The organism is Amycolatopsis ponsaeliensis, assembly GCF_030182635.1.
In the GTDB taxonomy this organism is placed as follows: Bacteria; Actinomycetota; Actinomycetes; order Mycobacteriales; family Pseudonocardiaceae; genus Amycolatopsis; species Amycolatopsis ponsaeliensis.
The window spans coordinates 94,334-118,295 of sequence record NZ_JAPZLD010000009.1 but is presented as its reverse complement, the minus strand read 5'-3'; the positions used below and the strand labels follow the sequence as shown (position 1 = coordinate 118,295).

15 protein-coding genes and 1 tRNA gene are annotated in these 23,962 nt (G+C 66.4%); 12 read left to right on the top strand and 4 right to left on the bottom strand.

Annotated elements, in window-relative coordinates; translation table 11 throughout:
- Positions 1-31: 31 nt before the first annotated feature.
- The 4 genes from QQ657_RS15650 (at position 32) to QQ657_RS15635 (ending at position 3,913) form a co-directional block, all read left to right on the top strand.
- The gene (locus QQ657_RS15650; protein WP_284742862.1) at positions 32-631 is read left to right on the top strand and encodes a vWA domain-containing protein; all 600 of its coding nucleotides are present in this window, start codon (positions 32-34) and stop codon (positions 629-631) included.
- Between the two features lie 41 nt (positions 632-672).
- Entirely contained in the window at positions 673-1,584 is a 912-nt protein-coding gene (locus tag QQ657_RS15645; protein ID WP_284742861.1) for a hypothetical protein, read from the top strand.
- Positions 1,585-1,730: 146 nt separating this feature from the next.
- On the top strand, positions 1,731-2,744 hold the full coding sequence (locus QQ657_RS15640; protein WP_284742860.1) for a DNA cytosine methyltransferase: 1,014 nt from the start codon (positions 1,731-1,733) through the stop codon (positions 2,742-2,744).
- 50 nt (positions 2,745-2,794) lie between these two features.
- Positions 2,795-3,913: a DNA cytosine methyltransferase gene (locus QQ657_RS15635; RefSeq protein WP_284742859.1), complete on the top strand. Its 1,119-nt coding sequence runs from the start codon at positions 2,795-2,797 to the stop codon at positions 3,911-3,913.
- On the opposite strand, the gene QQ657_RS15630 is transcribed toward QQ657_RS15635, so the two are convergent.
- From QQ657_RS15630 to QQ657_RS15620, 3 genes are read right to left on the bottom strand one after another with little or no spacing between them, the layout of a single operon-like run.
- A complete protein-coding gene (locus QQ657_RS15630; RefSeq protein WP_284742858.1) occupies positions 3,910-4,791 on the bottom strand; it encodes a DUF6339 family protein in 882 nt (293 codons plus the stop codon). The genes QQ657_RS15635 and QQ657_RS15630 overlap by 4 nt on opposite strands.
- Positions 4,788-5,768 carry a hypothetical protein gene (locus tag QQ657_RS15625; protein WP_284742857.1) on the bottom strand — a complete coding sequence of 327 codons (981 nt, stop codon included), beginning with the start codon at positions 5,766-5,768 and terminating at the stop codon, positions 4,788-4,790. The genes QQ657_RS15630 and QQ657_RS15625 overlap by 4 nt, the downstream gene beginning before the upstream one ends.
- Positions 5,765-7,864: a helix-turn-helix transcriptional regulator gene (locus QQ657_RS15620; RefSeq protein ID WP_284742856.1), complete on the bottom strand. Its 2,100-nt coding sequence runs from the start codon at positions 7,862-7,864 to the stop codon at positions 5,765-5,767. Before QQ657_RS15620 ends, QQ657_RS15625 begins: the two co-directional genes overlap by 4 nt.
- A 413-nt stretch (positions 7,865-8,277) precedes the next feature.
- Between QQ657_RS15620 and QQ657_RS15615 the strand changes: the two genes are divergently transcribed.
- Genes QQ657_RS15615 through drmB form a run of 4 tightly spaced genes read left to right on the top strand, consistent with a single transcriptional unit; the run spans position 8,278 to position 20,045 of the window.
- The gene (locus QQ657_RS15615; protein ID WP_284742855.1) at positions 8,278-13,092 is read left to right on the top strand and encodes a DEAD/DEAH box helicase; all 4,815 of its coding nucleotides are present in this window, start codon (positions 8,278-8,280) and stop codon (positions 13,090-13,092) included.
- Positions 13,092-14,978 (top strand): UvrD-helicase domain-containing protein, encoded by a 1,887-nt coding sequence (locus QQ657_RS15610; protein ID WP_284742854.1) that lies wholly within the window; start codon positions 13,092-13,094, stop codon positions 14,976-14,978. Before QQ657_RS15615 ends, QQ657_RS15610 begins: the two co-directional genes overlap by 1 nt.
- Complete coding sequence (locus QQ657_RS15605) at positions 14,975-18,202, top strand: helicase-related protein (protein WP_284742853.1); 3,228 nt, start codon at positions 14,975-14,977, stop codon at positions 18,200-18,202. The genes QQ657_RS15610 and QQ657_RS15605 overlap by 4 nt, the downstream gene beginning before the upstream one ends.
- Positions 18,203-18,212: 10 nt before the next feature.
- On the top strand, positions 18,213-20,045 hold the full coding sequence (drmB, locus tag QQ657_RS15600; RefSeq protein ID WP_284742852.1) for a DUF1998 domain-containing protein: 1,833 nt from the start codon (positions 18,213-18,215) through the stop codon (positions 20,043-20,045).
- Between the two features lie 96 nt (positions 20,046-20,141).
- Here drmB and QQ657_RS15595 read toward each other — a convergent pair.
- Positions 20,142-20,214, bottom strand: a tRNA-Arg gene (locus QQ657_RS15595).
- A gap of 274 nt (positions 20,215-20,488) precedes the next feature.
- On the opposite strand from QQ657_RS15595, the gene QQ657_RS15590 reads away from it, so the two are divergent.
- From QQ657_RS15590 to QQ657_RS15575, 4 genes are all read left to right on the top strand, one after another.
- Positions 20,489-21,142 (top strand): response regulator, encoded by a 654-nt coding sequence (locus tag QQ657_RS15590; RefSeq protein ID WP_003087851.1) that lies wholly within the window; start codon positions 20,489-20,491, stop codon positions 21,140-21,142.
- Complete coding sequence (locus QQ657_RS15585) at positions 21,143-21,751, top strand: trimeric intracellular cation channel family protein (RefSeq protein WP_284742851.1); 609 nt, start codon at positions 21,143-21,145, stop codon at positions 21,749-21,751.
- A 68-nt stretch (positions 21,752-21,819) separates the two neighbouring features.
- On the top strand, positions 21,820-22,512 hold the full coding sequence (locus QQ657_RS15580; protein ID WP_284742850.1) for a response regulator transcription factor: 693 nt from the start codon (positions 21,820-21,822) through the stop codon (positions 22,510-22,512).
- Positions 22,509-23,918 carry a sensor histidine kinase gene (locus QQ657_RS15575; protein ID WP_284742849.1) on the top strand — a complete coding sequence of 470 codons (1,410 nt, stop codon included), beginning with the start codon at positions 22,509-22,511 and terminating at the stop codon, positions 23,916-23,918. The genes QQ657_RS15580 and QQ657_RS15575 overlap by 4 nt, the downstream gene beginning before the upstream one ends.
- The last annotated feature ends 44 nt before the right edge of the window (positions 23,919-23,962 follow it).

The following is a 23,962-nucleotide window of genomic DNA, read 5'->3' as shown; positions in this document are numbered from 1 at the left end:
CGGTCGTATCAGGGGTGAAGGAGAAACCGGTATGGGGTCCGACGTGTTGCCGTGTTACGTGGCGTGCGACATCTCGCTTTCGATGGCTGACCACATCGACGAGCTGAACAGGGGTCTACGCGAGTTCCGGGGGGCGGTCCACGGCGACGCGTCGGTCGCCGACCGCGTGCTTTGCAGCGTCATCGGCTTCGGGGAGGAACCGGCGGCGGTGCACGGGCTGTACCTGGCGGGTGAGGTTGCCGAGCTGCCGCCGCTGGGGCCGTGCGCGGGCACCAACTTCGGCCCGGTGTTCACGTTCCTGCGCTCGGCCATAGATATGGACATCCGGCTTTTGGAGACCCACCGGGTCCGGGTGCACCGGCCGTTGGTGTTCTTCCTGTCGGACGGCCAGCCGACGGACCCGGTGACCTGGCCATCGGCGTTCTCGTCGTTGTGCGACCCGGCCTGGCCGCGCCGTCCTCGCGTGGTGGCGTTCGGCGTAGGCGACGCGGACGAAGAGGCATTGGGCCGCATCGGCACGTTCCGCACGTACCTGAGCCGCGACGGCGTCCGCCTGGGGACGGCGCTGATCGCCTCGGTGATGCACGTTCTGTCCACTTCCGGTCCACCGCCGGGCCGCACTCTGTCCTGAAGGGGGTGCTGACCATGGAAACGCACTGAAGGAGAAGGACCGTGAAGCCTGCTGAGCTGGTCCAGGAGCTGAAGACGCTGCGCAAGGGCCGAGGCTTGGCGGGCCGGGTCGAGGACCGGGTCGGGCCGCTGCTTCGCTCGGCGTGTTCGGTGGCGGACGGCGACGGGATGGTGGCGATCCGGGAGAAGGTGTCAGACCGGTTGTCCGCCCTGGCGGCGGACCTCCCGGAGGACCTGCGGGTGGCGGCACTGGCGGCTTTCGCGATCTGCGCGGAGGCCCGCCAGCCGCTGTACCAGGAGAGGGTCCGCTGGGCAGCCCAGCGACTGGACCGCGACCCCCGCACGGTCCGGCGCCGTGTGGATGAGGCGATCGATTTGCTGGCGGAGCTGGCTGCATCGTCTTCGCCGCCGCCGGCTGCTTCCGCGGGGGAGCACTGGCACACGTCGTCGTTGTCGATCGCTTTGGTGCTGGACGAGCTCCTGGTCCTCGAGCGGCGCCGGATCGTGGCTGATCAGGAAGGGGTTCGGTCTCTCGACTTGGCGGTTTCGCTCCCGGATGGACGCCCGTCGGTCACGGTTTTGTATGGAGGGACTTTGGTGGACCGGGGGATGGAGACGTCCTCGCGCTGGGGATATGGGCTGGAGCTGCCCCGCCCGTTGTCCCGCGGCGAGCCATGGGAGACGGCGATCCTGTTCCGGCCGCCGTCGTTGCGGCCGTACATGGTGACGGTGCCTCGGCATCCGTGTGATTCGTTCGACCTGCGGGTGCGGTTCGGTCAGGGTTCGCGTCCTCCGGAGGTTTGGGCGTTGGAGGGAGCGTTCCAGCGGGACGTGTCGGATCCGGGGTACCGCGGTCGGCCTCATGCGGTCGATTCGTCGGGGGAGCTGCACCTGCGATTCCGAGGCCTCATGCCGGGCCTGGCGTATGGAGCCCGCTGGGATGAGCAGTCGTGAAGAACTCCACTGTCTTGCCCGGTCGATCGGTTGCTGCAGGCTCCGTCCGGTACGCCGCCTGGAAGACCGGCCAACGTGTGAGGCCGCGAGTTGGTGACCAGGCGTAGTTTGTCTTTCAGATCGTGCGAAAGAATCAGCGAGGGGTGATGGTGGGAACCGAAGGTGATCAGGCTTGCGTGCCGCTTGAGGAGAGTCGCTTGGGCTTTCTCGATGTCTGCGCAGGGGCAGGTGGCCTGGCACTGGGGCTCGAACAGGCGGGCTTCGATCCTGTGCTGCTGATCGACAACCGAGAGGTAGCGTGCGACACGTTGAGACTGAATCGGCCCGGTTGGGACGTCCGCCAAGTCGATCTTCTTGATTTCGATCCAGTAGACGATCAGCAGGTATACGACGTCGACCTGCTGTCGGCAGGTCTGCCTCGGGTGCCGGCGGCAGCGGCCGTGAACAGCCCTTCGGACATCGACGACGAGATCGCTCTGATCCGAGCGACGATCATGCTCATGCATGCCGTGCAGCCGAAGGCGCTACTCCTCGAGAACATGGCAGAACTGGTCGACCGAGAGAGGTACCAGCCGACGCGTGATTTCATCTCGACGGAGTTGAAGCATCTCGGGTACCACGGTCGATGGTTCGTCATGAATGCCGCGGACCACCGTGTCCCACAGGACCGGCGTCAGGGCATCTTCATCGCGCTCAAGGGCGACCGGATGGACGCCTTCGACGAGCCTGCCCGCGTGCTGGAACCTCCGATCACGGTCGGCGACGCACTCGGTGAGTCCATGGCGGTGCGCGGCTGGCCCCAGGCGGCCGAGTGGGCTGCTCATGCCAACCGGCTCGCCCCGACGCTGGTGGGCGGATCATGGAACCGCGGAGGCGGTGATCTGGGCCCCTCGGGCACGAAGACAGCTTGGCAGCGGTTGGGTGTCAACGGCAGCTCCCTGGCCGACGAGGTACCGGGCCCCGACTACCGGTGGCGACCTGACCTCGACCGATCGCAGCTTGTCAGGCTGACGGTGGATCAGACGGCGCGTCTCCAAGGCTTCCCGCCGGATTGGCGGTTCGCCGGTCGGAAGACGGCTCGCTACCGGCAAGTCGGGAACGCTGCGCCGCCCGCAGTTGCGCGAGCATTGGGAAGAGCGCTGCGGAAGGCTCTCCTGTGATCGGAGCGCCTTGCCTCGACTCCCGATGTGACTCTATACACTGACCGGCCATGACCTCCCGGCAACAGGAACTCGACTTCGGCGAGCGCCCACACCTCGTCGACCTGTTTGCTGGCCCGGGGGGCCTCGACGTCGCTGCCCACTGGTTGGGCCTCGTCGCCGACGGTGTCGAGTGGGACTCGGGAGCGTGCGCGACCCGCCGTGCGGCCGGTCTGAGAACCCATCAAGCCGATGTCCGTGATCTGGGGCCGGAGGACTTTCCCGCTGCGACGATTCTCACCGGCGGTCCGCCGTGCCAGACCTACACCGTCGCAGGCGGCGGCGCAGGCCGCCGCGCCCTCGACCAGGTGCTCGGGTTCGTCAAGAGGATGGCGGCCGGAGAGGATGTCCGGCCGGAGCTGAAGACGCTGGACGACGAGCGGACTGCGCTGGTGCTGGAGCCGCTGCGTTGGGCGCTGCGGGCCAATCACCTGGGACGTCCGTACCGGACGGTTGTACTCGAACAGGTACCTGCTGTGTTGCCGGTTTGGGAGGCGGTCGAGGAAGCGCTCGAGGGGATCGGTTACAAAACCACTTCGGGCATCCTGCACACAGAGGCGTACGGCGTTCCGCAGACCCGGCGTCGGGCGATTTTGATCGCCCGGTTCGGCGCGACCGAAAAGCCCCAGCTGCCGAAGGCGACACACCGTCGCTTTCGGAGGGGGAGTGCGCCGCGTACGGGAGCGGACGACTTACCACTTTGGGTGACCATGGGGGAGGCGCTCGGTCGCACGGACGACTTCGTGGTGGTCTCGAACTACGGAACCGGAGGTGACCCGAAGGCTCGTGGGCGCCGCTATTCCGACGAGCCGGCGGCAACCGTGACGGGGAAGGTTTCCCGCAACCGTCTCGAGACACCCGACGGAAAAGACCTCACGCGCTTCGATCTGTGGGATGCAGGCCGACTGCAGACGTTCCCCCGTGATTACCCGTGGTCCGGAAAGGACGTGTCGCAACAGGTGGGCAACGCCATTCCTCCGCGGTTGGCTGCTCACGTCCTGGCGGCAGCGATCGGCCTCGTGATCGATCCCCGACGTCTCGACGATGCGGTTCGCGGCACTTGGCAGGACTTCGACGACTCCCGTCCGGTGGCGATGGCCGAAGCCGCGACGGGACGGGACGTCGACTAGACCGCTTCTTCCTCGTGCTTCGTTCGGATGCGAACGTTCGCATCCTTTCGGAGTTGCTCGAACAGCGGCAGCAGGGCCTGAATGCCGGACTCGGCCACAGACCCGTCATCCGGGCCGTCGGGCAGGCGATCCAAGGGAACCTGTGCTGCGCTTGCCGCTCCTTCGATCCAAGCCTGGATCCCTTCGGGGTCAGGACCGGGATCGGAGGCCAGCGCCTCGAAGACGAGCGTACTTCCCGCGAGATTGATCGCGGACGAAAGAGCGTGCAGATGATCGCCTGGGCGTGGTGCACCGGTCTCGACCATGTTTTGCAGGATGCGGACCACGGTCAGCGCAGTCGGTCGGTGGTCCACGACGTCCAGCCTCATCGTGCTGTTGAAGATTTCCTGCACGCGGCACACCGTCTCGACCGGGCGGTAGTCTTCGCCGTTGCGGAAGAGCTCGGCCACCCACCACAGTCGTGCGAACGCTTGGTTGTAGTGCAAGCCGCTGAAGCGGGATGCCGGTGCGATCTCCGTGCCCCGGTGGCGCCAAACCACGTAGTCCGGAGCCACCAGAAGAGCGATGAAGTTCCACAGTTCGCCTCGGGCGGCCTCGGACCGGCTCATCCGCAGAGTGGCGTGCAGCCGAGGAGCCAACCACCCGTCGGCTGCTGTCTTCCGGTGTTGGAAGCGCTGCATCGCTTCGTCGAAGAGCTCGCGAAGGGGTTCTGTCCGCCACCGGGCACTCTCGGGCAGAGCAGTCACTGCCTTGCTCAGTGCGATCTGTGGGGGCACCTCGTCACCGGCTTGGACACCACGGCCGAGGTGGGCCGCGACAGCGGAGTTCGACAGCAAGCCGAGTGCCGGCGGTGCTTCGAACGTGAGGGGGCCGGTCATCGTTCTCCCATGTCGGTCGCGCGGCGGACGGATCGAATGGCCGTGGTCAGCCGCTTGGTGACCTGGCTGCGCTTCCCGGCCGCGTACTGCATGCGAGTCTGCATCTCCGACCAGCTGAACCCCAGCTTCCGACGTTGGTCGATCTCGTAGAGCGCGTCCGTCGGTGTGAGGGTGGGGAAGACGTCGGGCAACATCGAAGCGAGAACGGATCCGCGCCAGCCGCCGGGAAGCTGAGGCGTTCCGTCCTCGTCCAGTTCCAGGTCGCTGATGGCTGCTTGGAACATCGCGGTCCAAGCGTCCTGGGCGATCTGGCTGCTCATCGTCTCGCGCAGCGCCTTTTCTCCCGCCGTTCCGCCGGTGCTGCCGAGGATGTCCGTGAATCCTTCGATGGCCGAGGTGTTGATCAGGACTGTCGGAATCTCGCCGGACGTGTCGACCAGCCAAGGCGCATCCTTGAACGGACGCAGCCATGGCTCGGGACCGTCGCGGAAGTCGATTTCGACGATGTCGATCTCACGTTGCCGGGCCGGGGTGGCGGACTGCAGATCGACGTACCAGTTCCGGTCGGCACTTCCGATGAGCCGACCGGGTATCCCGTCGACCGTGCCGACGACCGCGAGACCGACTGTCGCTCGGTTCAGGTGAGCGGACCGGGCCAGCTCGACGGATCCGTGGTAGAGACCGGTGCCCTGTTCCGTCAAGCGGGTGACGATCCTGGTGTTGGTGGCCTTTTCGGTCACCACCGCCATGCACCGGACGTCCTCCCACGGCCCGGCGGCGATCTCCTCGCCCGGCAATCTCGCGTCGAGGCGCAAGGTGGCTGTGTGCCAGTGCTCCTTGCCCGATTGGTGCAGCGCCACGGTCCGTTCCGTTTTCGATATCCGGGAGTAGGGCAGCGACGCGCCGTCCACCGTGACAGCCGAGACCTCCATGTCGACGTCGCCGAACACCGTTCGATAGGGGAAGGTGGTGATCACGCGGCACCTCCTCGCGTCCTCTGGACGTCCACGACCAGACGGGACATCGAGCTGGGAACCGGGTGTCGGGTCGGATCTGTGACGGCGGTGAACGCCGCCGACCGCACCCCCGGCTCGATCATCAGGTTCGCACCCTCGATCCGGCAGTTCTCCGCGGAGACGAGCCGCCAGGGCACGTCCGGTTTGCTGCCCGAGCGGACGTCGAACTTCGCGACCGGGGTCAAGGACCACGGATCTTCGACGGCGGGGAGTTTGAGCGAAACGCCGACGTTCCACGCGCCGTCGTCACCGATCGTGGCAGTGACGGCGCGTACCGTCGGAATGGGCTGGTTCCGACGAGTTCCTGTTGCCGGACTGCCGAACTTCAAAAGTTCTCGAAGGAGGGCGGGGCCGGCCTGATGCGTGCTCTCCCTCTTCCCGACCATGCTTCGGATCGCCTCGTCGATGGCCCGGTGGAAGTCGGCCAACCTGCTCAGCGCCCCCCTGGCGTACGTCGCGGTCAATTCTTCGGTCTTGCCCCAGCGGTTGTGCTCGGGCGGCTCCGAAGCCCTCAAGAACTGTTCGGCCAGTTCGACTTCCTCGCCTTCGCGTCCTGTTGCGTAACCGGCGAGCAGGACGGCCTGGAACGCCATGGCTCCGAGCGCCACCTCCCGGGGGCGGTGGTCGCGCACGGCCATCCGATTCCCTCGCATGAGAACGACTTGGTTCAGTTGTTGTTGATCGGTCTCGCCGGCGGGAGTGACGAGGAGGACGGCCTCGTGCTCGACGTTCGCGGCGCTGCGTCGGGCGTCCGTCCTCCTGGCCACCACTGTCAGCGGCACCGACGCCTGTGCCACCTGGTCGCGTTCCGTGAGTTCCTCGACCGTTTCCCCGTCCAGGTACGCTTCGAGCGCCCGGCTGAGAGCCGGGTGGTGCTCGTGGGGATCGATGCGCTTCTCCGGGATCACCGTCTGTCCGTTGTGGAGCGCGGTCACGCTCGCCTCCAGCATGGGCTCTCGGCCGGTGCCCGACACCATGGCGGCCCAGAAGTCCTTGGCCAACGACCGCACGAGCTTGTCGTGCATCTCGGCAAGGGTATCCGCGGTTCCCGACGCATCGTGGGCACCGACGATGAGGAATGAGGTGCCCGGGTCCTCATTGGGGCGATCGAGGTGGAGACCGCGAACCGTCTCGTCATCCGCCCACCAGGATCTGGCTGTCCCGTGGTGGGCGGGTTCGGTGTCGAGCTCGCCGAACCACGCGGGACCTGCGAAGGCCTGCTCGTCGATTGTGTGCCAGGGCAGGTCCAACCTGCCTACCACCCTGCGAGCGGTCCTCCCCTCGAACGGTTCGGAGAGGGTCGAATTGATCAGCACCAACCCGAACCGGCTCGTCCCCCACAACGTGGCCTTGCCGAGACCGTAGGAGCCGCCGGCCCGGCTCGCTTGTTGCTTGAAGCTGTCGAGTTGGCGTCGGACCACCGCCGCGAACTGACCGTCCGTGTATTCGGGCCCGATCAGGCCTGAGGCGTTGTAGTCGTCGATTCGCAACAGGCGCAGTGTGCTCGTGGTCGCCAGATCGTCGAGCGCGGAGCGCAAGCTCTTCGAAACCTTCTGATCGGCGCTCGCTGCCTGCTCGTAATGCGGCTGCAGTCGATCCCACTGGATGTTGTGCAGAAAAGCGTCCAGCCGCTCTCCGGTGATTTCGTGCAGGATGTAGCGGACTCGTACGGCGTAATCACGGTCGAGCCGTTCGTCCAGGGAGTTCTGGGTGGCCTCTTTGGCCAGCACCGAGAGGTCGGCGTCGAAGGCGAAAGCGGCGGCGTTCCCGTATTCACGGCCGCCGTCGGCGTGGGCGGGACGGTGGTACCACTCGCGGGGGAGCATTGGCGTCAGGTCGCTGGTGCGGTTGTAGACGACGGCCGCGTCGGTGCCGAAGACTTCGGCGATGGCGCGTTTCGTCTCTTCGCGGGGTTGTGCCCGTCCCGTGATCCACGCCGACACGGCGGCCCGAGTGAGGTCCAGTCGGTCCGCGAGTTCGGCCTGACTCAGCCCCGCACGGCGCAACTGGCGCGCGAGCCAGGGCCCGAAGTCGTTCTCAGGGCGTCCGTCCGGCATCGGCTTTCTCCTGTATCCGCTGTTGGGAGCCTATGCCTACAGCGTATCAGATTTTATTTGACGTGATGAGGTACGTCAAATTATAGTTGACACGTTGCCGTCGCGCTGCTCGCCGGGACGATGGTCGTAACACTTGCAGGCCGGTCGGCGACCTCATCGATCGTAGGAAGTCGATCTCGACTCCGGTGAGGTCGGATCCCGGTCCGACGCAGCCGAAGTGGGTGCGTCGGGAGTCAGGAAGCTTCGCTGGCGCGAATACAGCACGTCCGATTCGAAAGCAACAGCCGGTTGACACGCCGTCGGGGCGAGGCGATGGTGGTGAATCGGTGATCGATCATGAAGAATTTCGGAGTCCGGTTTGCAGGGGTGATCGTTCTCCGAATGCCGCACAGCCGTCGTTGGGAGCGAATCGGGTGGTGGACACGTTCGATGGAACCGTGCTCGGAAGGATCACCGAGCTCACCGACCTCGCGCTGAGTACGTATGCGCTCAGCGAAGGCCGTGTAGAGGAGGACGCCAATGGCGAGCGTCGAATCCACCAAGGTGGATACAGCGACCGGCAGATCTTCGAACTGGTGCAGAACGCCGCCGACGAAATGCGTGAACCCGAGAGCGCCGGAGGACGCGTCCAGGTCGTGCTCACTGATGACCACCTGTACTGCGCGAACGAAGGTCGACCCATCACACCGGAGGGCGCGGAGACCATCTTGCGCATGGGTGTCTCACGCAAGCGAGGCGGCCAGATCGGCCGGTTCGGCGTGGGCGTCAAGTCGGTCTTGTCGGTCACCCGGACGCCGCAGTTCTTCAGCAGGACCGGGGCCTTCGGTTTCGATGCCGACTGGGCCCGTGGGCGGATCCTCGAGGCGGTGAACGACGGGCGGGTCGGAAAGGGCCTTCCGCCGCTGTCCGCGCTCGAGAGCTCGCCGGTGCTGAGACTTGCGAAGCCCCTCGACGTCGCCGTCGAACGTCGACTCGACCAGGTGCTCCACGAACTGCTCGACTGGGCGGTGACGGTTGTGCGTCTGCCGTTGCTCCGAGGGGCCGGAGAGGGGCTTGGACACGACATCCAGCAAACCCCGCGGAGCAGGCTGGCGGACCAGCCGTCCCACGAGTTCCCCCATCTCTTCCAGGTCTTCTCGTCGCACGTCGGCACCGTCGTGCTGGAGGACCGAAGGCGAATGCCGTTGGTGCGCCGCGAGATAGTGGTCGCTCGATCGGCCGAAAGGCGCACCATTCGGGAGGTGCGTGGTGGCGCCAAGGCCGTCACCGAACAGCACAGGGTCTTCTCGCGCTCGCACACTGTCGAGGACGAAGTCCGGCGTGGGGCCGGTGAGCTGCACGACAGGGTGACGATCGACGTTTCCTGGGCGGTGCCGGACTACCGGGTCACGACGAACGCCCAGGGACAGACACTTCACACGGTCCCCAACGATCGGGGCGCCTTTTGGGCGTACTTCCCCACCACGTACCCCACGACTCTCAGCGGCGTGCTGAACGCGGCGTGGAAGACCAACGAAGACCGTCAGAACCTGCTGCAAAGCGCCTTCAACAACGAGCTTTTGCGCGTGGCTGCGGACCTCGTCGTCTCTTCACTCGGCAAGCTGGTGGTGGACGAGGATCCGGCCGCCTACCTGCCGCTCCTGCCCGGTCGGTCGAAGGAATCACCCAACTGGGCGTGCGCTTACCTGACCGGTCGGATCTGGCAGGAGGCGGCGACCCGACCGTCGCTGCCGGACCAGGACGGTGTGCTGCGTCGCCCCGTGGACCTGCGGGTCCACCCGGAGAAGCTCGATCCCAAGACGCTGGAGTTGTGGCGGAGCCATCCCGGGAGGCCCCGCGACTGGATCCACCATTCCGTAGAGGCGTCGCGGGAACGGCGGGGAAAGGTCAGCCACATCCTCGACGCGGCCGGCCATGAAGTCGCATCCACTCGCGAGTGGCTGGAAGCGCTGGTGGCGGATGGGACACCGGCGGGTTCGGCCGCCGCGCTCAGGGTCCTGGCCGCGCTGTTGCAGGGGGAATACCTCCACGATCGGGCCGCCGCGGAAGATGCGCGGAGGGCGAAGATCGTTCTCACCGAACACGGCGGGGTCGTCGCGCCCATCGCCGGGAGCGTGTTCCGCCGAACGGTCGAGGACGGGCTCCGGGATGATCTCGTCTACGTCCACCGTGAACTGGCCGACGACGTATCGCTCCAGCGCGCCCTGGATCAACTCGGTATCCGTGATGCCGACGCCGAGGGACGCTTTCGCAGTGTGTTGGACCAGGGAGGTTTCGACGACTACACGACCGAGTCCTGGACACGGTTCTGGGAGCTCATGCGAGCGGCAGGCCGGACGTCGCAGGTGCCGGCGATCCGGAAAGCGATGCCGTCGGTCGAGAGCACGCTGAAGGTGCGGACCGTCGCCGGCAGCTGGCGGCCGATCGGACAATGCTTGCTGGTCGGAGCGGTCGTACCCGGCGACGGATCGCGCGACGCCGATGTTGCGATCGACCCGCGATTCCACGTCGACGACCGTGGAGTTTTGCTCGACTTCGGTGCGGTCGACCTGCCTGCACGCGGCCACCGGCCCGAGAGCGAACCGTGGTTCGACGATTACCACGCGGCGGTCTACAAGGCTTTCGTGAGCAAACTCAAGCCCACGGATCACCGGCCGGCGTTGAAGACGGTGAAGGTCGAAGGTGGTCCGATTGCGGGGCCCATGACCATCTTCCTCGAACTGTCCCCGGAGGGACGTGCCGCGTTCCTGGGTGCGATGCCCGACGAGGGGCTGACCGAAAGCTGGACCCGGCAGATCGGGAAGTCCGCGGCCACCCGCGTGGCGGTGAAGTCGCCGATTCGCTGGCTCCTCGAGAAGTACGGCCACGTGAAAACCTCGAAGGGCGTCGTCCGCGTCGCCGAAGCTGTTTCCCCGGAGCTGGCTGCGTACCGCGACGTCCTCCCGGTCGCGGAGATCAGTCCGCGCAAGGCCGCCCGGCTGAAGTTGCCGTCGACAGTCGACCAGGTGCGGGACGCGCAGTGGGCCGACTTGTTGGCGCAGGTCAAGCAGAGCGACGACGACGAGTTCATCGGCCGCACCTACGCACTGCTGGTCAGGGCCGGTTGCGGCCTGCTGGGCGACGAGGACAGCACACGTTGCCGAGTCGGTGACCGGTGGGAGCTGCGCGCGGACGACGAGATCGCGATTGCGTTCAACCGCGAGGAACTGCACGAATTGGTGAAGGAAAACCACCCGGCTCTCCTCATCGACCGTGCCGAGGACCGCGACGACGCCGAAGCGATGATCGCCGATTGGGGCATGAGGCGGGTTTCGGACGTGATTTCGAAGCGCGTGCGCTCGGTACCTGCCGGCTCCCCGGTCGCGGTGGTCGACGAATACCCGCCGCTGCGCCAGCGGTTCGGATCCCGGGTCAACGGTCTGTTCCTTCAACGGTGCGCCGAGCTCGAAGAAGTGGTGCACACCCCGAGTGGTACCCGCACGACGCCGTTACGAAGTACCCTGCACGAACGGACCACGGTGCTCGTCACCGACAACGCGTCACACGAGACCGCGCTTTCCCTGGCCGACATGGAGTTCGGTTGGAAGTTGGGCACGGACGGCTGCCGAAGCCTGCTCGAAGCGCACCGTCGACAGCAGCAAGACCTCGAGTTGAACGCGAAGCTCGATGCCGTCCGACAGGCGAAGACGGTGGCCGAGAAGATCTCGTCGCTCATCGCCGAGGAAGATCTGCGCTCCGGACTCCCCAATGGATTGCTCGAGAGCGAAGTGACCGAGTCGGGCCGCGAACCCGATGCTCTGCGCGTTGCCGAGATGGCCTACAACGCCCATGGCGACGGGATCCTCAGGGTGCACCAGAAAGATCTGCAGGCGCGAATCCCGACCGCGCCGGCGCGGTTCGACGGTGAACAGGCCGCGCTCCGGTTCGTTGCTTCCCTGGACCTGCCGGACTCCTTCGCGGGTGCGCGGATCCCGGCGCCACCCGCTCGCGTTCGCGCGGCGGGGCCGGTGGAATTCCCTCGGCTGCACGACTACCAGGAAATCATCGCCGCCCGGGTGTCGGCTCTGTTGCGTTCTTCGACTCCTCGGCGGGCCATGCTGAGCCTGCCCACCGGAGCGGGCAAGACCCGAGTCGCCGCCGAAGGCGTGATCAGGTGGATCCGTGACTCCGGTACGCCGGCCGGACCGATCCTGTGGATCGCGCAGACCGGCGAGCTCTGCGAACAGGCCGTCCAGTCCTGGAAGTTCGTCTGGGAAAAGGTCGGCCCCAAGTCCGAGCTGGTGATCGACCGACTCTGGCACAACAACTCCGCGACACCGGTCGCCGATCGCCCGCACCTGGTGGTCGCCACGGATGCGAAGCTCAGCTCGATTCTCGGTGAGGACCAATACGGCTGGCTGAGGAACGCGTCGCTCGTGCTCGTCGACGAGGCGCATGTGGCCATCTCCAAGAGCTATACGGCGATCTTCGAGAAGCTCGGCCTCACCCATCGTGAGACGACCAGGCATCTGATCGGGCTCACCGCGACCCCCTTCCGAAACAACGAGACGACGACCGAACGGCTCGTGGCGCGCTTCGGCAACGAGCGTCTCGACGAAGGTGTTTTCGAGGGCGAAGCCATTCCTGCGCTGCAGAGGCGAGGGGTTCTGTCAGCGGTGGAACACCGGCAGCTTCGCGGTGCGGACCTCCAGCTCAGGCCGGACGAGTTGGTCGGCCTCAAAGGCGACGGTCCGGCCGCCTTCCTGCCCAAGGCCGCCGAGCAGCGGCTGTCCGAGGATCAGGTGCGGAACAAGATCCTCCTGGACGAGATCGCCTCCTTGCCCGACGACTGGCCGATCCTGGTGTTCGCCACGTCGGTCCATCACGCGAAGTTTCTCGCCGCCAAGCTGGGAGATCGCGGGATCCGGGCCGTCGCGATCGATTCTTCGACACCTTTGGCCGAACGGCGGAAGAAGATCGACGACTTCCGCGAGCGGCGCGTCCGGGTCATAACCAACTACGGTGTCCTGTCCCAAGGATTCGACGCGCCGGCTACCCGAGCCGTGGTCATCGCGCGTCCGGTGTACAGCGCGAACAGCTATCAGCAGATGATCGGTCGCGGCCTCCGTGGTCGTCTCAACGGCGGTAAGGACGGGTGCCTCATCCTCGACGTTCGGGACAACATCACCAACTTCTCCGAGGCGCTTGCCTTCACCGACTTCGAGCACCTGTGGCAGGAGCGCCGGTGATGATCACCACCGAAGAGAATCGTCTCGTCCTCACCCCGTCCCAGCGGGAGGTCGTGGAGCTGCCGTGGGATGCCAAGGTTCTCGTGGGAGCGGGGGCGGGCGCCGGCAAGACGACCATGCTCATCCACCGGCTCGAGCACTTGATCCGAGAGGAGGAGTTGCAGGCTGCGGACATCCTGGTGCTGAGCTTTTCACGAGCCGCGGTGCGCGAAATCGTCGAAAGACTCGATCGGGCGGGCGTGGCGGCCCGCCGGGTACGGGCCCAGACGTTCGACAGCTGGGCGACGTCGATTCTCCACCAGGAGGATCCGCACCGCGTCGACCTCGGCGGGATCGGGTTCGACCGACGGATTGCGCTGGCAGTCGAGGCAATCGGGCGCGGAGTGCTCGAGGAGTCCGAACGCGGCGAGCCCCGTCATCTCGTCGTGGACGAGATCCAGGATCTGGTAGGTGTTCGGCGCGATCTCGTCGAGACTCTCCTCGATCGGTTTCGGGAGGCCGGCTTCACCGTGGTGGGCGATGTCGCGCAGTCGATCTACGGGTTCCAGATCGCCGACCCACAGGAGCGGGCAGGCGAGACCGGCCGGTTTTTCGACTGGCTTCGCAGCAGCTTCCTGGACGACTTGGTCGAGTGCACGCTCGACGAGAACTTCCGTGCTCGTACGCCAGAGGCGCGAATCGCACTGGGTGTCGGTCCACGACTCCAACGAATGCGAACCGACGACGAAGCCGTGTCCCTGCTCCGCGAACTCACGAATCTCTTGGCGCAGGTGCCGTCCTTCGGTTCTCTCGAAGACGGCTTCGTCCAGGCTTCCCTGCGTGACGCCGAGGGCAGCACCGGAATCCTCTGCCAGGACAACGCGCAAGCGCTCGCGTTGTCCCGTGAACTGGACAAGTATGCGATACCCCATCGTGTCAAGAGGGGAACGAGGGAGCGCTTTGCGCCGCCGTGGCTCGCCGGACTCTTCGAAACATTCGCCGACGGGGAAATCACCGAAAGCCGGTTCGCCGAGTTCGTCGACGAGCTCGACACCCTGGCGGTTCGTCCGCCGTCCGGCGCTTGGCGCTCTCTGCGTCGAGCGGCAGGTGCGCGAGGGAACCGACTTGACCTGTCGGAGTTGCGGAGGCGCATCGCCGAGGAACGTCTCCCGGACGACCTCACCGCGCCGCTGGAACACCGCTTGACGATCTCGACCATCCACCGGGCGAAAGGTCTGGAGTTCGACCGTGTGCTCGTCGTCCGACCGGATGGGCCGAAGAGCAAGAAGACGGGCGAGGACGTCCAGGCTGCGGCTAGGCTCTTGTACGTTGCCATGACCAGACCGCGGCTGGACCTCTACCGCCTGGAAGCACCCCAGACGTGGCTGTATCGGAAGAAGTCGTTTTTGCCGTCACGCGTCGAGCGTTGGTACATTTCTCGTAAAGAACCCCAGCGCACTGGGATCGAGGTTCTCGAATTCGATGTAGCGCAGCTTCGCCCGGCCTGTTCCGATGGGTCGGCCCCGTCTGCGATCCAACGGTACCTTCGGGTGGGGGTGCGCGAGGGCGATTCGGCGGAGTTTCGAAAGTTGCACGATTTGCCGATGTCAGGCGACGAAGCGCCGGAATACGGCTTGTTCCACAAGGGTTTTCGCATCGGCGACGCCTCGCAGGCGTTCCGCCGCGACCTCTGGAAGCTGCTCGGTGGGAAGGGGCGCACCATTTGGCCGATCTCCATCGAAGGCCTGCAGATCGACGCGGTCCAGACCGTTGTCGGTGCCATGGGAGTCGGTGAACAAGTCGGCTGGGACGGCGGTGACGTGTGGTTGGCGCCCCGTGTCGGCGGACTCGGTCGGATCGTGTGGCGTGCAGGCGACGAGAACAGGGAAGGAACGGTCGAAAAGTGACGACGCTCCGAGGTGAACACTACGGTCTCCGTGCCGAGCTGCGCTCTGCGCTGCGCGCGGACCTTCTCGGGCCGTACGGAGGCGATCGTGAGGTTCTCACCACCGACGCCCCGATCACGGCCTACCCGATCGGTGCCCTGTTCCCGCAGCGCAAGCCGACCGAGGTTCCGGAGCCGGTCGAGGAGGACGGCGTGGACCAGGTGCCGGAAGTCTCCGGTGTCAAAGGCGCCGATCGGGACGAAATCGACCTCGGTGTCGCGCTGTCGAACCAGCGGAAGCCCTCGTCGATGGGGTTGACGTTCTCGGTCGACACCGGGGTCTGCCCGATGCTTCGCATCGCCGTCGCCGGAGCGCGGTACGTTCCGGAGGACGCCGAGGGAAACGTCGTGCGAGCCGAGCGCAGCGAGCCCAGGAGCACGGACGGCCAGCGTGAACGATGGCGGCGGGTGCCGCTCGACTGCGCCCCCGTCGAACTCGATGCGACCGTTCCGGGGATGGTTGAAGTCGACGGTCTTCCGGATGGGCTGGCGCTGCGCGCGCTGGTGCGGGTACCTGCGGGTGGCGTGGTTTCGGTGACTGTGACGTTGGTGAACACGCTGACTTGCGGTGAGTACGACCTCCAGGACGCCTTCTGCTTCTTCCAAGCGGCTCTGGAGGTCACCGGCCCTGCCGGGAGCGTTCCCTTCGTCGAACGTCCGGCACTTCGCGGCGCCGTGGATGAAGAGCAAGCACTCAGCCGGCTTTTGCATCGTCATGTGCCGTCGTTCGCAACGGGACACGGCTGCTCGGTCGCTTGGGATTGGCAGGCACCGGAACTGTACAGGCCGATGCCTCGCGCTGCGGTGGCGAGTGTGCGCACCGAATTCATTCCGACTCAGGAGGTCCTGCTCACCGACTCGAACCGCGACATCGACGACGGAGCGCTCGACATGGTCGGACTCGGCGGGTCCTCGGCCGAGGAGATCGGACATCGCCTCCGTTCGGTGCTCGATGGTTACGCCGACTGGGTCGACGCCCGTGAGGTCGACATCGCCGGTCTTACCGAGAAGGATCACGTCAGCGCTGCTCGTAAGCAGATCGAGTATTGCCGGAGCGCGCTCGCCCGGATGCGAGCGGGCTTGGACTTGCTCACGGACGAGTCACGTCCGGAGGTTCTCGAGGCTTTCCGGCTGGCGAACAAGGCCATGGCCGAGCAACGGGCGCGGACCCAGTGGATCAAGGACGGGCGCAAGGGCGAGCCCGATCTCGCCGCCGGACGTTGGCGTCCGTTCCAGGTCGCCTTCGTGCTCCAGTGTCTCGCCGGCATCGTCGACCCGGGTCATGACGACCGGTCGGTCGCCGACTTGTTGTGGTTCCCGACGGGGGGTGGCAAGACCGAGGCGTACCTCGGACTGATCGCGTTCACCGTGTTTCTTCGACGTCTCCGTGACGGCGAGCAGGGGGACGGCGTGACCGTCCTGATGCGGTACACGCTTCGTCTCCTCACTCTTCAGCAGTTCGAACGCGCAGCCACGCTGATCTGCGCGATGGAAGTCATCCGCAACGACGATCCGACTCGTCTGGGCTCGACATCGATATCGATCGGCATGTGGGTCGGCCGATCTGCGACGCCCAATGATCTCAAGAGCGCGAACGAGTCGCTGAAGCAGCTGCGATCGAGTCGCGGGAAGCAGCTGAGCACGCAGAACCCGGTCCAGCTTCGCGCTTGCCCGTGGTGCGGGGACGTACTCACGGCGGACGACTACGAAGTCGTCGAGGCCGAGGTGCGCATGACGGTGCGCTGCCGCAATGCGCGGTGTGACTTCCACCCGGCGCCGGGTCTCCCCGTGCACGTCGTCGATCAGGCTGTCTACGAGTGGCATCCGACACTCGTCATCGCCACGGTGGACAAATTCGCCTCGCTGCCATGGCGACCGGTCACCGCGGCGCTGTTCAACCGTGATCGTGACGGGGTGAAGCCACCCGAGCTGATCGTGCAGGACGAACTCCACCTCATCTCCGGGCCGCTCGGAACGTTGACCGGCTTGTACGAAACCGCGATCGACGTACTTGCCGATCGGCCGAAGATCGTGGCGTCCACCGCAACGATCAGGCGGGCTTCCGACCAGGTCGCCGCACTCTTCGATCGTCATGTGGCCCAGTTCCCCCCGGCTGGCTTGGACGCACGCGACTCGTGGTTCGCGGTCGAAACGCCTCGGTCGGAAAAGGCTTCGCGGCGCTACGTGGGGTTGATGACGTCGAGTACCAGCCAGGCCACGCTGCTGGTGCGCACTTATGCGGCGTTGCTGCACGAGGTTGTCCGTGCCCGAGAAAGTGGGGTGACGCCCGAAGTACTCGATCCCTACTGGACGCTCGTCGGTTACTTCAACAGCCTCAGGCTGCTTTCGGCTGCTGAACTCCAGGTCCGCGATGACGTTCAGGACCGTTTGGAGGCGCTGGCAGATCGCGACGGTTCCAGCAAACGAGGCGATCTTTCGGTCGAAGACCTCAGCAGCCGGGCGGACTCCACCAAGATCCCGGCGCTGCTGAAGATGATCGAGCGTGCATTGCCGGAAGACAGGGTGCTCGACGTTTTGCTCTCGACGAACATGATTTCGGTCGGCGTGGACATCGACCGCCTCGGGTTGATGTCCGTGATGGGTCAGCCGCAGACGACTGCGGAGTACATCCAGGCCACCAGCCGGGTCGGTCGTCGTCATCCCGGTCTGGTCACCGTGATGTTGAACTCCATGCGTTCCAGGGATCGCTCGCACTACGAGAGCTTTCCCACCTTCCACTCCGCGCTCTACCGGGAAGTCGAGTCGACGAGCGTCACACCGTTCTCTGCGAGGGCGCGGGATCGGGGTCTGCACGCGGTGGTCGTCGCGTTGTCGAGGCTGGTGGTTCCCGGGCTCGCCGGCAACGGTGATGCCGGTCGGATCGACAAGTTCGTCGGCGAGGTGGAGGCGACTGTGCGCGCTGCGATCCTGGATCGCGTGGCCAGTGTCGACCGGCAGGAGGCGGAGTCGGTCGCGGAGCAGATAGACGCATTCGTGCAATGGTGGCGCGACATGGCGGACGACCACCCCGAACTCGTGTACGAGGCGACGCGGGGCACTCAGGCCCCGGCTTTGCTCAGCGGGTTCGACACCGACGAAGCGGGCCCGAGCGACGGTCAGCCCACGTTGTGGAGCTTGCGGGACGTAGATGCCGAGTCGACGCTGTTCCTCGAAAACAAGCGGTAGGAGTGACGGGATGGGTTACACAGGTTCTGCCCGCCGCAGCGGCGGAAAGTTGCGAGCAGCTCGCAAGCTGAGCTCCGTCCGGAGGTCGCAGCTCGTCACGACCTACGGGGTCGGTTCTCTCGTTGCGGTCGACAACGAGTCTTTCATCGTTTCCGGGCTCGATTCCTGGGATATCTCCGAAGCGCCGGAAATCCACGAACGGCGGCTCGCCCAGCTCCTAGGTGTCGATTCATTCCGGTTGCCGCCCGCGCCGGACCAGGAGAGTGCCAAGGATGGCGTGCGCGTCCGCAGGTTCCCCGAGTACTACTCTTGTCCGAGTTGTCATGCTTTGCAGAATTTTCGTGAGTTCAACACCGCCGGGGAAAAGGCGAACTGTGGGGACTGTGACGAGCTGTTGGTGCCGTCGCGATTCGTGCTTGTCTGCGACGGCGGTCATATCCAGGATTTCCCGTACTCGAAGTGGGTTCATCGAGGGAAAGGTGCTTCGGGTTTCTGCAAGGGTTCGCTCGAGCTTAGGGCCGCCGGCGCGTCGGCTTCACTGAGGGCGATCGTCATCGAGTGCAGTTGCGGAGAGAAGGCTTCCATGGAGGGAGTCTTCCGTCGTAAGGCGTTGCGCGAGCTGGGTATCCATTGCTCAGGACGTTCTCCGTGGTTGCAGGATGACAATTCTGCCCCGTGCGACCGGACTCCGCGGACGATGCAGCGTGGTTCATCTTCGGTCTGGAACCCCGTGATGAGCAGTGCCCTCTCCATTCCGCCGTTCAGCGAAGGTGTGCACGCGCTCGTGGAGCGGGAAAAGCTGATGGATGCGCCTGACGAAAAGGCCGTGCTGTGGTTCTGCAGCAATCACCACGCGAAGCTGCAGCAGGCGAATGCGACTTCGGGCGATGTTCTCCGGGTGGTTGCCGAGCTCAACGCCGCGCGTGAGCGCGAAGCGGATGGCGGCGACGCGGAAATCGTTTCTTCGGCATCGCTCCGGGTACAGGAATACCGTAGTCTCGTGGCCGGCAGTCGAGAGCGGCCTGACGACGGTCTACAGTCGTTCGTCTGCGAACCGCCTGAAGGAAGTCTCGATCCGCTCGGCGAGTTCAAAGTCGATGGCGTCATGTTGGTCAAACGGCTCCGCGAGGTGCGAGCGCTCGCCGCCTTCACCCGTGGGACGCCGTCCGAAGAGAACGCCGACGATGCACGCCAGGCCCCGTTGAGCAAGGCTGACCTGAAGTGGCTCCCCGCCATCGAAGTTGTCGGAGAGGGTGTCTTCGTCCGCCTGGAAGAGGACGAGGTCCGTCGGTGGGAGACTCGGGAAGCTGTCCGTGATCGGGTCTCGGTCATCCGGGACAATCACCTCAAGTTGCTTCGCGAGCGAGCTGCGCTCGACCCGCTGACGTCTGTCGACCAGGTGACGTCTCCCGTCTCGGCGCGGCGTGTGTTGCTCCACACCCTCGCGCACGCCCTGATCAATGAATGGAGCTTGGACGGCGGATACCCGGCTTCCGCGCTGCGCGAGAGGATCTACGCCGGTTCGGAGATGTCCGGCGTCCTGATCTACACGGCGACCAGTGATTCCGCCGGCAGTCTCGGCGGGGTGGTGGCGCAGGGTGAGCCCGCGCGTCTTGCACAGACGTTGGGGAGTGCGTTGCTGAGGGCTTCATGGTGTTCCAACGACCCGCTGTGCATGGAGTCGAAGAGCAGCGGCGTCGACGGGGCCAACCTCGCAGCATGTCACGCGTGTGTGTTGCTGCCCGAAACCAGTTGCGAAAACAACAACTGCTTTCTCGATCGAGCTCTTCTGGTCGGCGGTTCCAGTGGAAAGGGCTTGGCCTACTTCGCGCAGGCAGCCTGAGTCGTCGACAGGAGCGCATGCTCAGCTGTGTGCTCCTGTCGACGATGGTGATTCATCGTGACGGTTCGGCTTCGACTCTTGCCTTCAGAGTGCCGGTGCCCCCGGCAGGATTCGAACCTGCGACACCCGCTTTAGGAGAGCGGTGCTCTATCCCCTGAGCTACGAGGGCCTACAACTGCCGAGGCAAGCTTAGCTTGCCGAAGCAGGACTCAGCAGCAGGGGCACGGATGGCCTAGCACGACCTCCGTCGTCACCCAGGTGAGTGGTTCTGCGGCATGACCAAGCCCCGGGATACACCCTGCCGGACGGCCCACCCGACCTGACCTGGACGGACCAGCGCCTCACCTGGTCGTGTCTGGTTTCGAACTGCTGAACAACAGTAGGTAACCTTCGTTAACGGGACGCGGGGAGCCGCCTCCTACTGGCTGTTGCGGAGGGCTTCGTTGATCAAGCTCATGTTCGCCGACGACGAGGAACTGGTGCGCTCGGGGTTGCGCGCGATGATGTCCGGGGCTCAGGACATCGAGATCGTGGGCGAGGCCTCCGATGGCAGATCCGCAGTGGAGGTCGCCCGGCGGTACCACCCCGATGTCGCCCTGCTCGACATCAAGATGCGGGCCCCTGACGACGGCATTCGCGCTCTCCGGGCCATCCTCGCCCTCCCGGATCCGCCCACCGTGGCCATGCTGACCACCTTCGACATCGACGAGTACGTCAGCCTCGCCCTCCGGCTCGGCGCCAACGGCTTCCTCCTGAAGGACATCGACCCGGCCGCGCTGCTCAGGGCGGTCAGGGACCTGGCGCGAGGTGGGGCGGTGCTCGACCCGGGGGTCGCCGCGCGGATGGTTCAGTCCCACCGGGACGAACAGCGCGCCGCCCAGCCTGCACGGAAGCTGCTCGCCTCACTGTCCGAACGCGAACGGGAGGTCGTCGCGCTCATCGGGCAGGGCCTCTCCAACGCCGAGATCGGCGGGCGCCTGCACCTGTCCGAAGCCACCGTCAAGGGGTACGTCTCGGCCGTGCTCTCCAAGATCGGGGCGGCCAACCGGGTGCAGGCCGCGCTGCTGGCCTACCGCGGTGGGCTTCTCGACCAGTAGATGCTGCTCACGGCGCTGGAGTTCCTCGGGCTCGTCGCCTTCGCGGCGTCCGGGGCGCTCGCCGCCGTGCGGGCTCGTCTGGATGTCTTCGGCGTGGTCGTCGTCGGGCTCACCACCGCGCTCGGCGGCGGGGTCATCCGGGACGTCCTGCTCGGCATCCACCCGCCCACGACACTGCGGAACTGGCCCTACCTCGCCGTCTGCGCCGTGACCGCCCTGGTCGTCTTCGCCTTCCACCCTCAGGTCGCGCGGCTGCGGCGGGGCGTGCTGCTCGCCGATGCGCTCGGGCTCGGCGTCTTCGCCACCGCCGGGACGACCATCGCGCTCAACGCCGGCGCCACCGTCTACGCCGCGTGCCTGATCGGCATGACGACCGGCATCGGCGGCGGCGCCGTGCGGGATCTCCTGCTCCGGGAAATCCCCCTCGTCCTGCGGAAAGAGATCTACGCCGTGGCCGCGCTGGCCGGCTCGGTGCTCGTCGCCATCGGTCACGCTGTGCGACTGCCGGAAGGGCCCGTGACCGTCGTCGCGGCCGCCGGGGTCGTCGCGATCAGGATGATCGCGCTCTGGCGGCACTGGAACGCGCCGGTCGCGCGAGCGCCGGAGTGAGGGAATCTCTTTGTTAGTTCTGTGTGTGTTCTTAGGCGAGTCTCAGCACGCTGAGTAAAACTGTCGCCATGCGCATCCTTGTGGTGGACGACGACCGCGCCGTCCGTGAGTCGCTCCGGCGGTCCCTGGAGTTCAACGGCTACCAGGTCCAGCTGGCCAGCGACGGTGCGCAAGCCCTCGAAGCGATCATCGCCGACCGTCCGGACGCGATGGTCCTCGACGTCATGATGCCCCGGCTCGACGGCCTCGAGGTGGCCCGCCGCCTGCGCAGCACCGGCGACGACCTGCCGATCCTCGTGCTCACCGCGCGCGACACCGTCTCCGACCGGGTCTCCGGGCTGGACGCCGGCGCCGACGACTACCTGCCGAAGCCGTTCGCGCTCGAAGAGCTGCTCGCCCGGTTGCGGGCGCTGCTGCGCCGCGCCAGCCCGGAGGCCCAGAACGGCCAGGCCTCGGAGATGCTGTCCTTCGCGGACCTGACGCTCGACCCGGGCACGCGCGAGGTCCGCCGCGACGGCCGCGAGATCAGCCTGACGCGGACCGAGTTCGCGCTGCTGGAACTGTTCCTTTCCTACCCGAAGCACGTCCTCACGCGGGGCCGGATACTGGAGGAAGTATGGGGTTACGACTTCCCGACGTCGGGCAACGCGCTGGAGGTCTACGTCGGCTACTTGCGCCGCAAGACGGAGGCCGAGGGGGAGCCGAGGCTGATCCACACGGTGCGGGGAGTGGGGTACGTCCTGAGGGAAACCCCGCCGTGACCGAACCCGGCGATCCCCGCGGCACGCGCTGGGGGACGCGCCGGTTCTCGCTGCGCGGCCGGGTGACGCTGCTCGCCGCCGCCTGTGTCGCCGGCGCCGTCGCGCTGGTGTCGCTCGGGGCGTACATGGTCGTGCGCAGCAACCTCTACCAGCAGCTGGACGACGGCTTGATGGCGCGCGCCCAGGCGGCCGTCGCGTCGCCCCAGGTGCAGACGGAGCTGCGGCAGGTGCCCGGCGCGTTCCTGGCCAGCGCCGACCTGCAGATCGGGCAGCTCACCGCCGCGCCCGACGTCCAGCACGCCGTGATGACCTATCCGCTCTCGAGCTCGGCGCCGCCGTTCGGCCAGGACGAGTTGAACGTGGCGAACGGGGATTCGCCGGAGTCGATGCGGACGGACTTCCGCACCGACAGCCGGGTCGTCGCGCTGCCCACCGGGCACGGCGAGGCCATCGTGCTCGCCCAGTCGATGCAGCCGACCAAGCGCACGCTGAACGAGCTCGCGCTGGTGCTGTTCCTGATCGGCGGCGCCGGCATCCTGGTCGCCGCCGCGGCGGGGACGGCGGTCGCGCGGACCGGCCTGCGCCCGGTCGACCGGCTGACCTCGGCCGCCGAGCGCGTCGCCAAGACCGGCGACCTGCGGCCGATCCCGGTCAGCGGCGACGACGAGCTGGCGCGCCTCACCACGACCTTCAACACCATGCTCGGAACCGTCGCGGACTCGCAGGAACGCCAGCGCCAGCTGGTCGCGGACGCGGGCCACGAGCTGCGGACGCCGTTGACGTCGCTGCGCACCAACCTCGAGCTGCTGCTCGCCGCGAGCAAGCCGGGCGCGCCGCCGCTGCCGGACACCGACCGCGTCGACATCGTCGCGGACATCAGCGGCCAGCTCGACGAGCTGACGCAGCTCATCGGCGACCTCGTCGAGCTCGCGCGCCAGGACGAGCCGCGCGAACGCTTCGAGCGCGTCGAGCTGCTGGACGTCGTCGAACGCGCGCTCGACCGGGCGCGGCGGCGCGCGGGTGAGATCAACTTCGACGTCTCGCTGCAGCCGTGGGTGCTCACCGGCGACAACAGCTCGATCGAGCGCGCGATCCTGAACCTGCTGGACAACGCGGTGAAGTTCTCGCCGCCGGACGCGACGGTCTGGGTGCGGCTGTACCCGCTCGGCGACGGCACCGCCGTGGTCGAGGTCGCCGACGCCGGCCCGGGCATCGCCGAGGAGGACCTGCCCAAGGTGTTCGACCGCTTCTACCGCTCGTCGGAGGCGCGGACGCTGCCCGGGTCGGGCCTCGGCCTGGCGATCGTGAAGCACGCGGCCGAGCGGCACGGCGGCGCGGTGTACGCGGCTCGGGCGCCCGAGGGCGGCGCGCTGATGACGATCCGGCTGCCGGGGGCGCCCGGCTGATCCGGGTGTTTTCGAGACGCCTCCGGCGATGTGGGCCACGATCG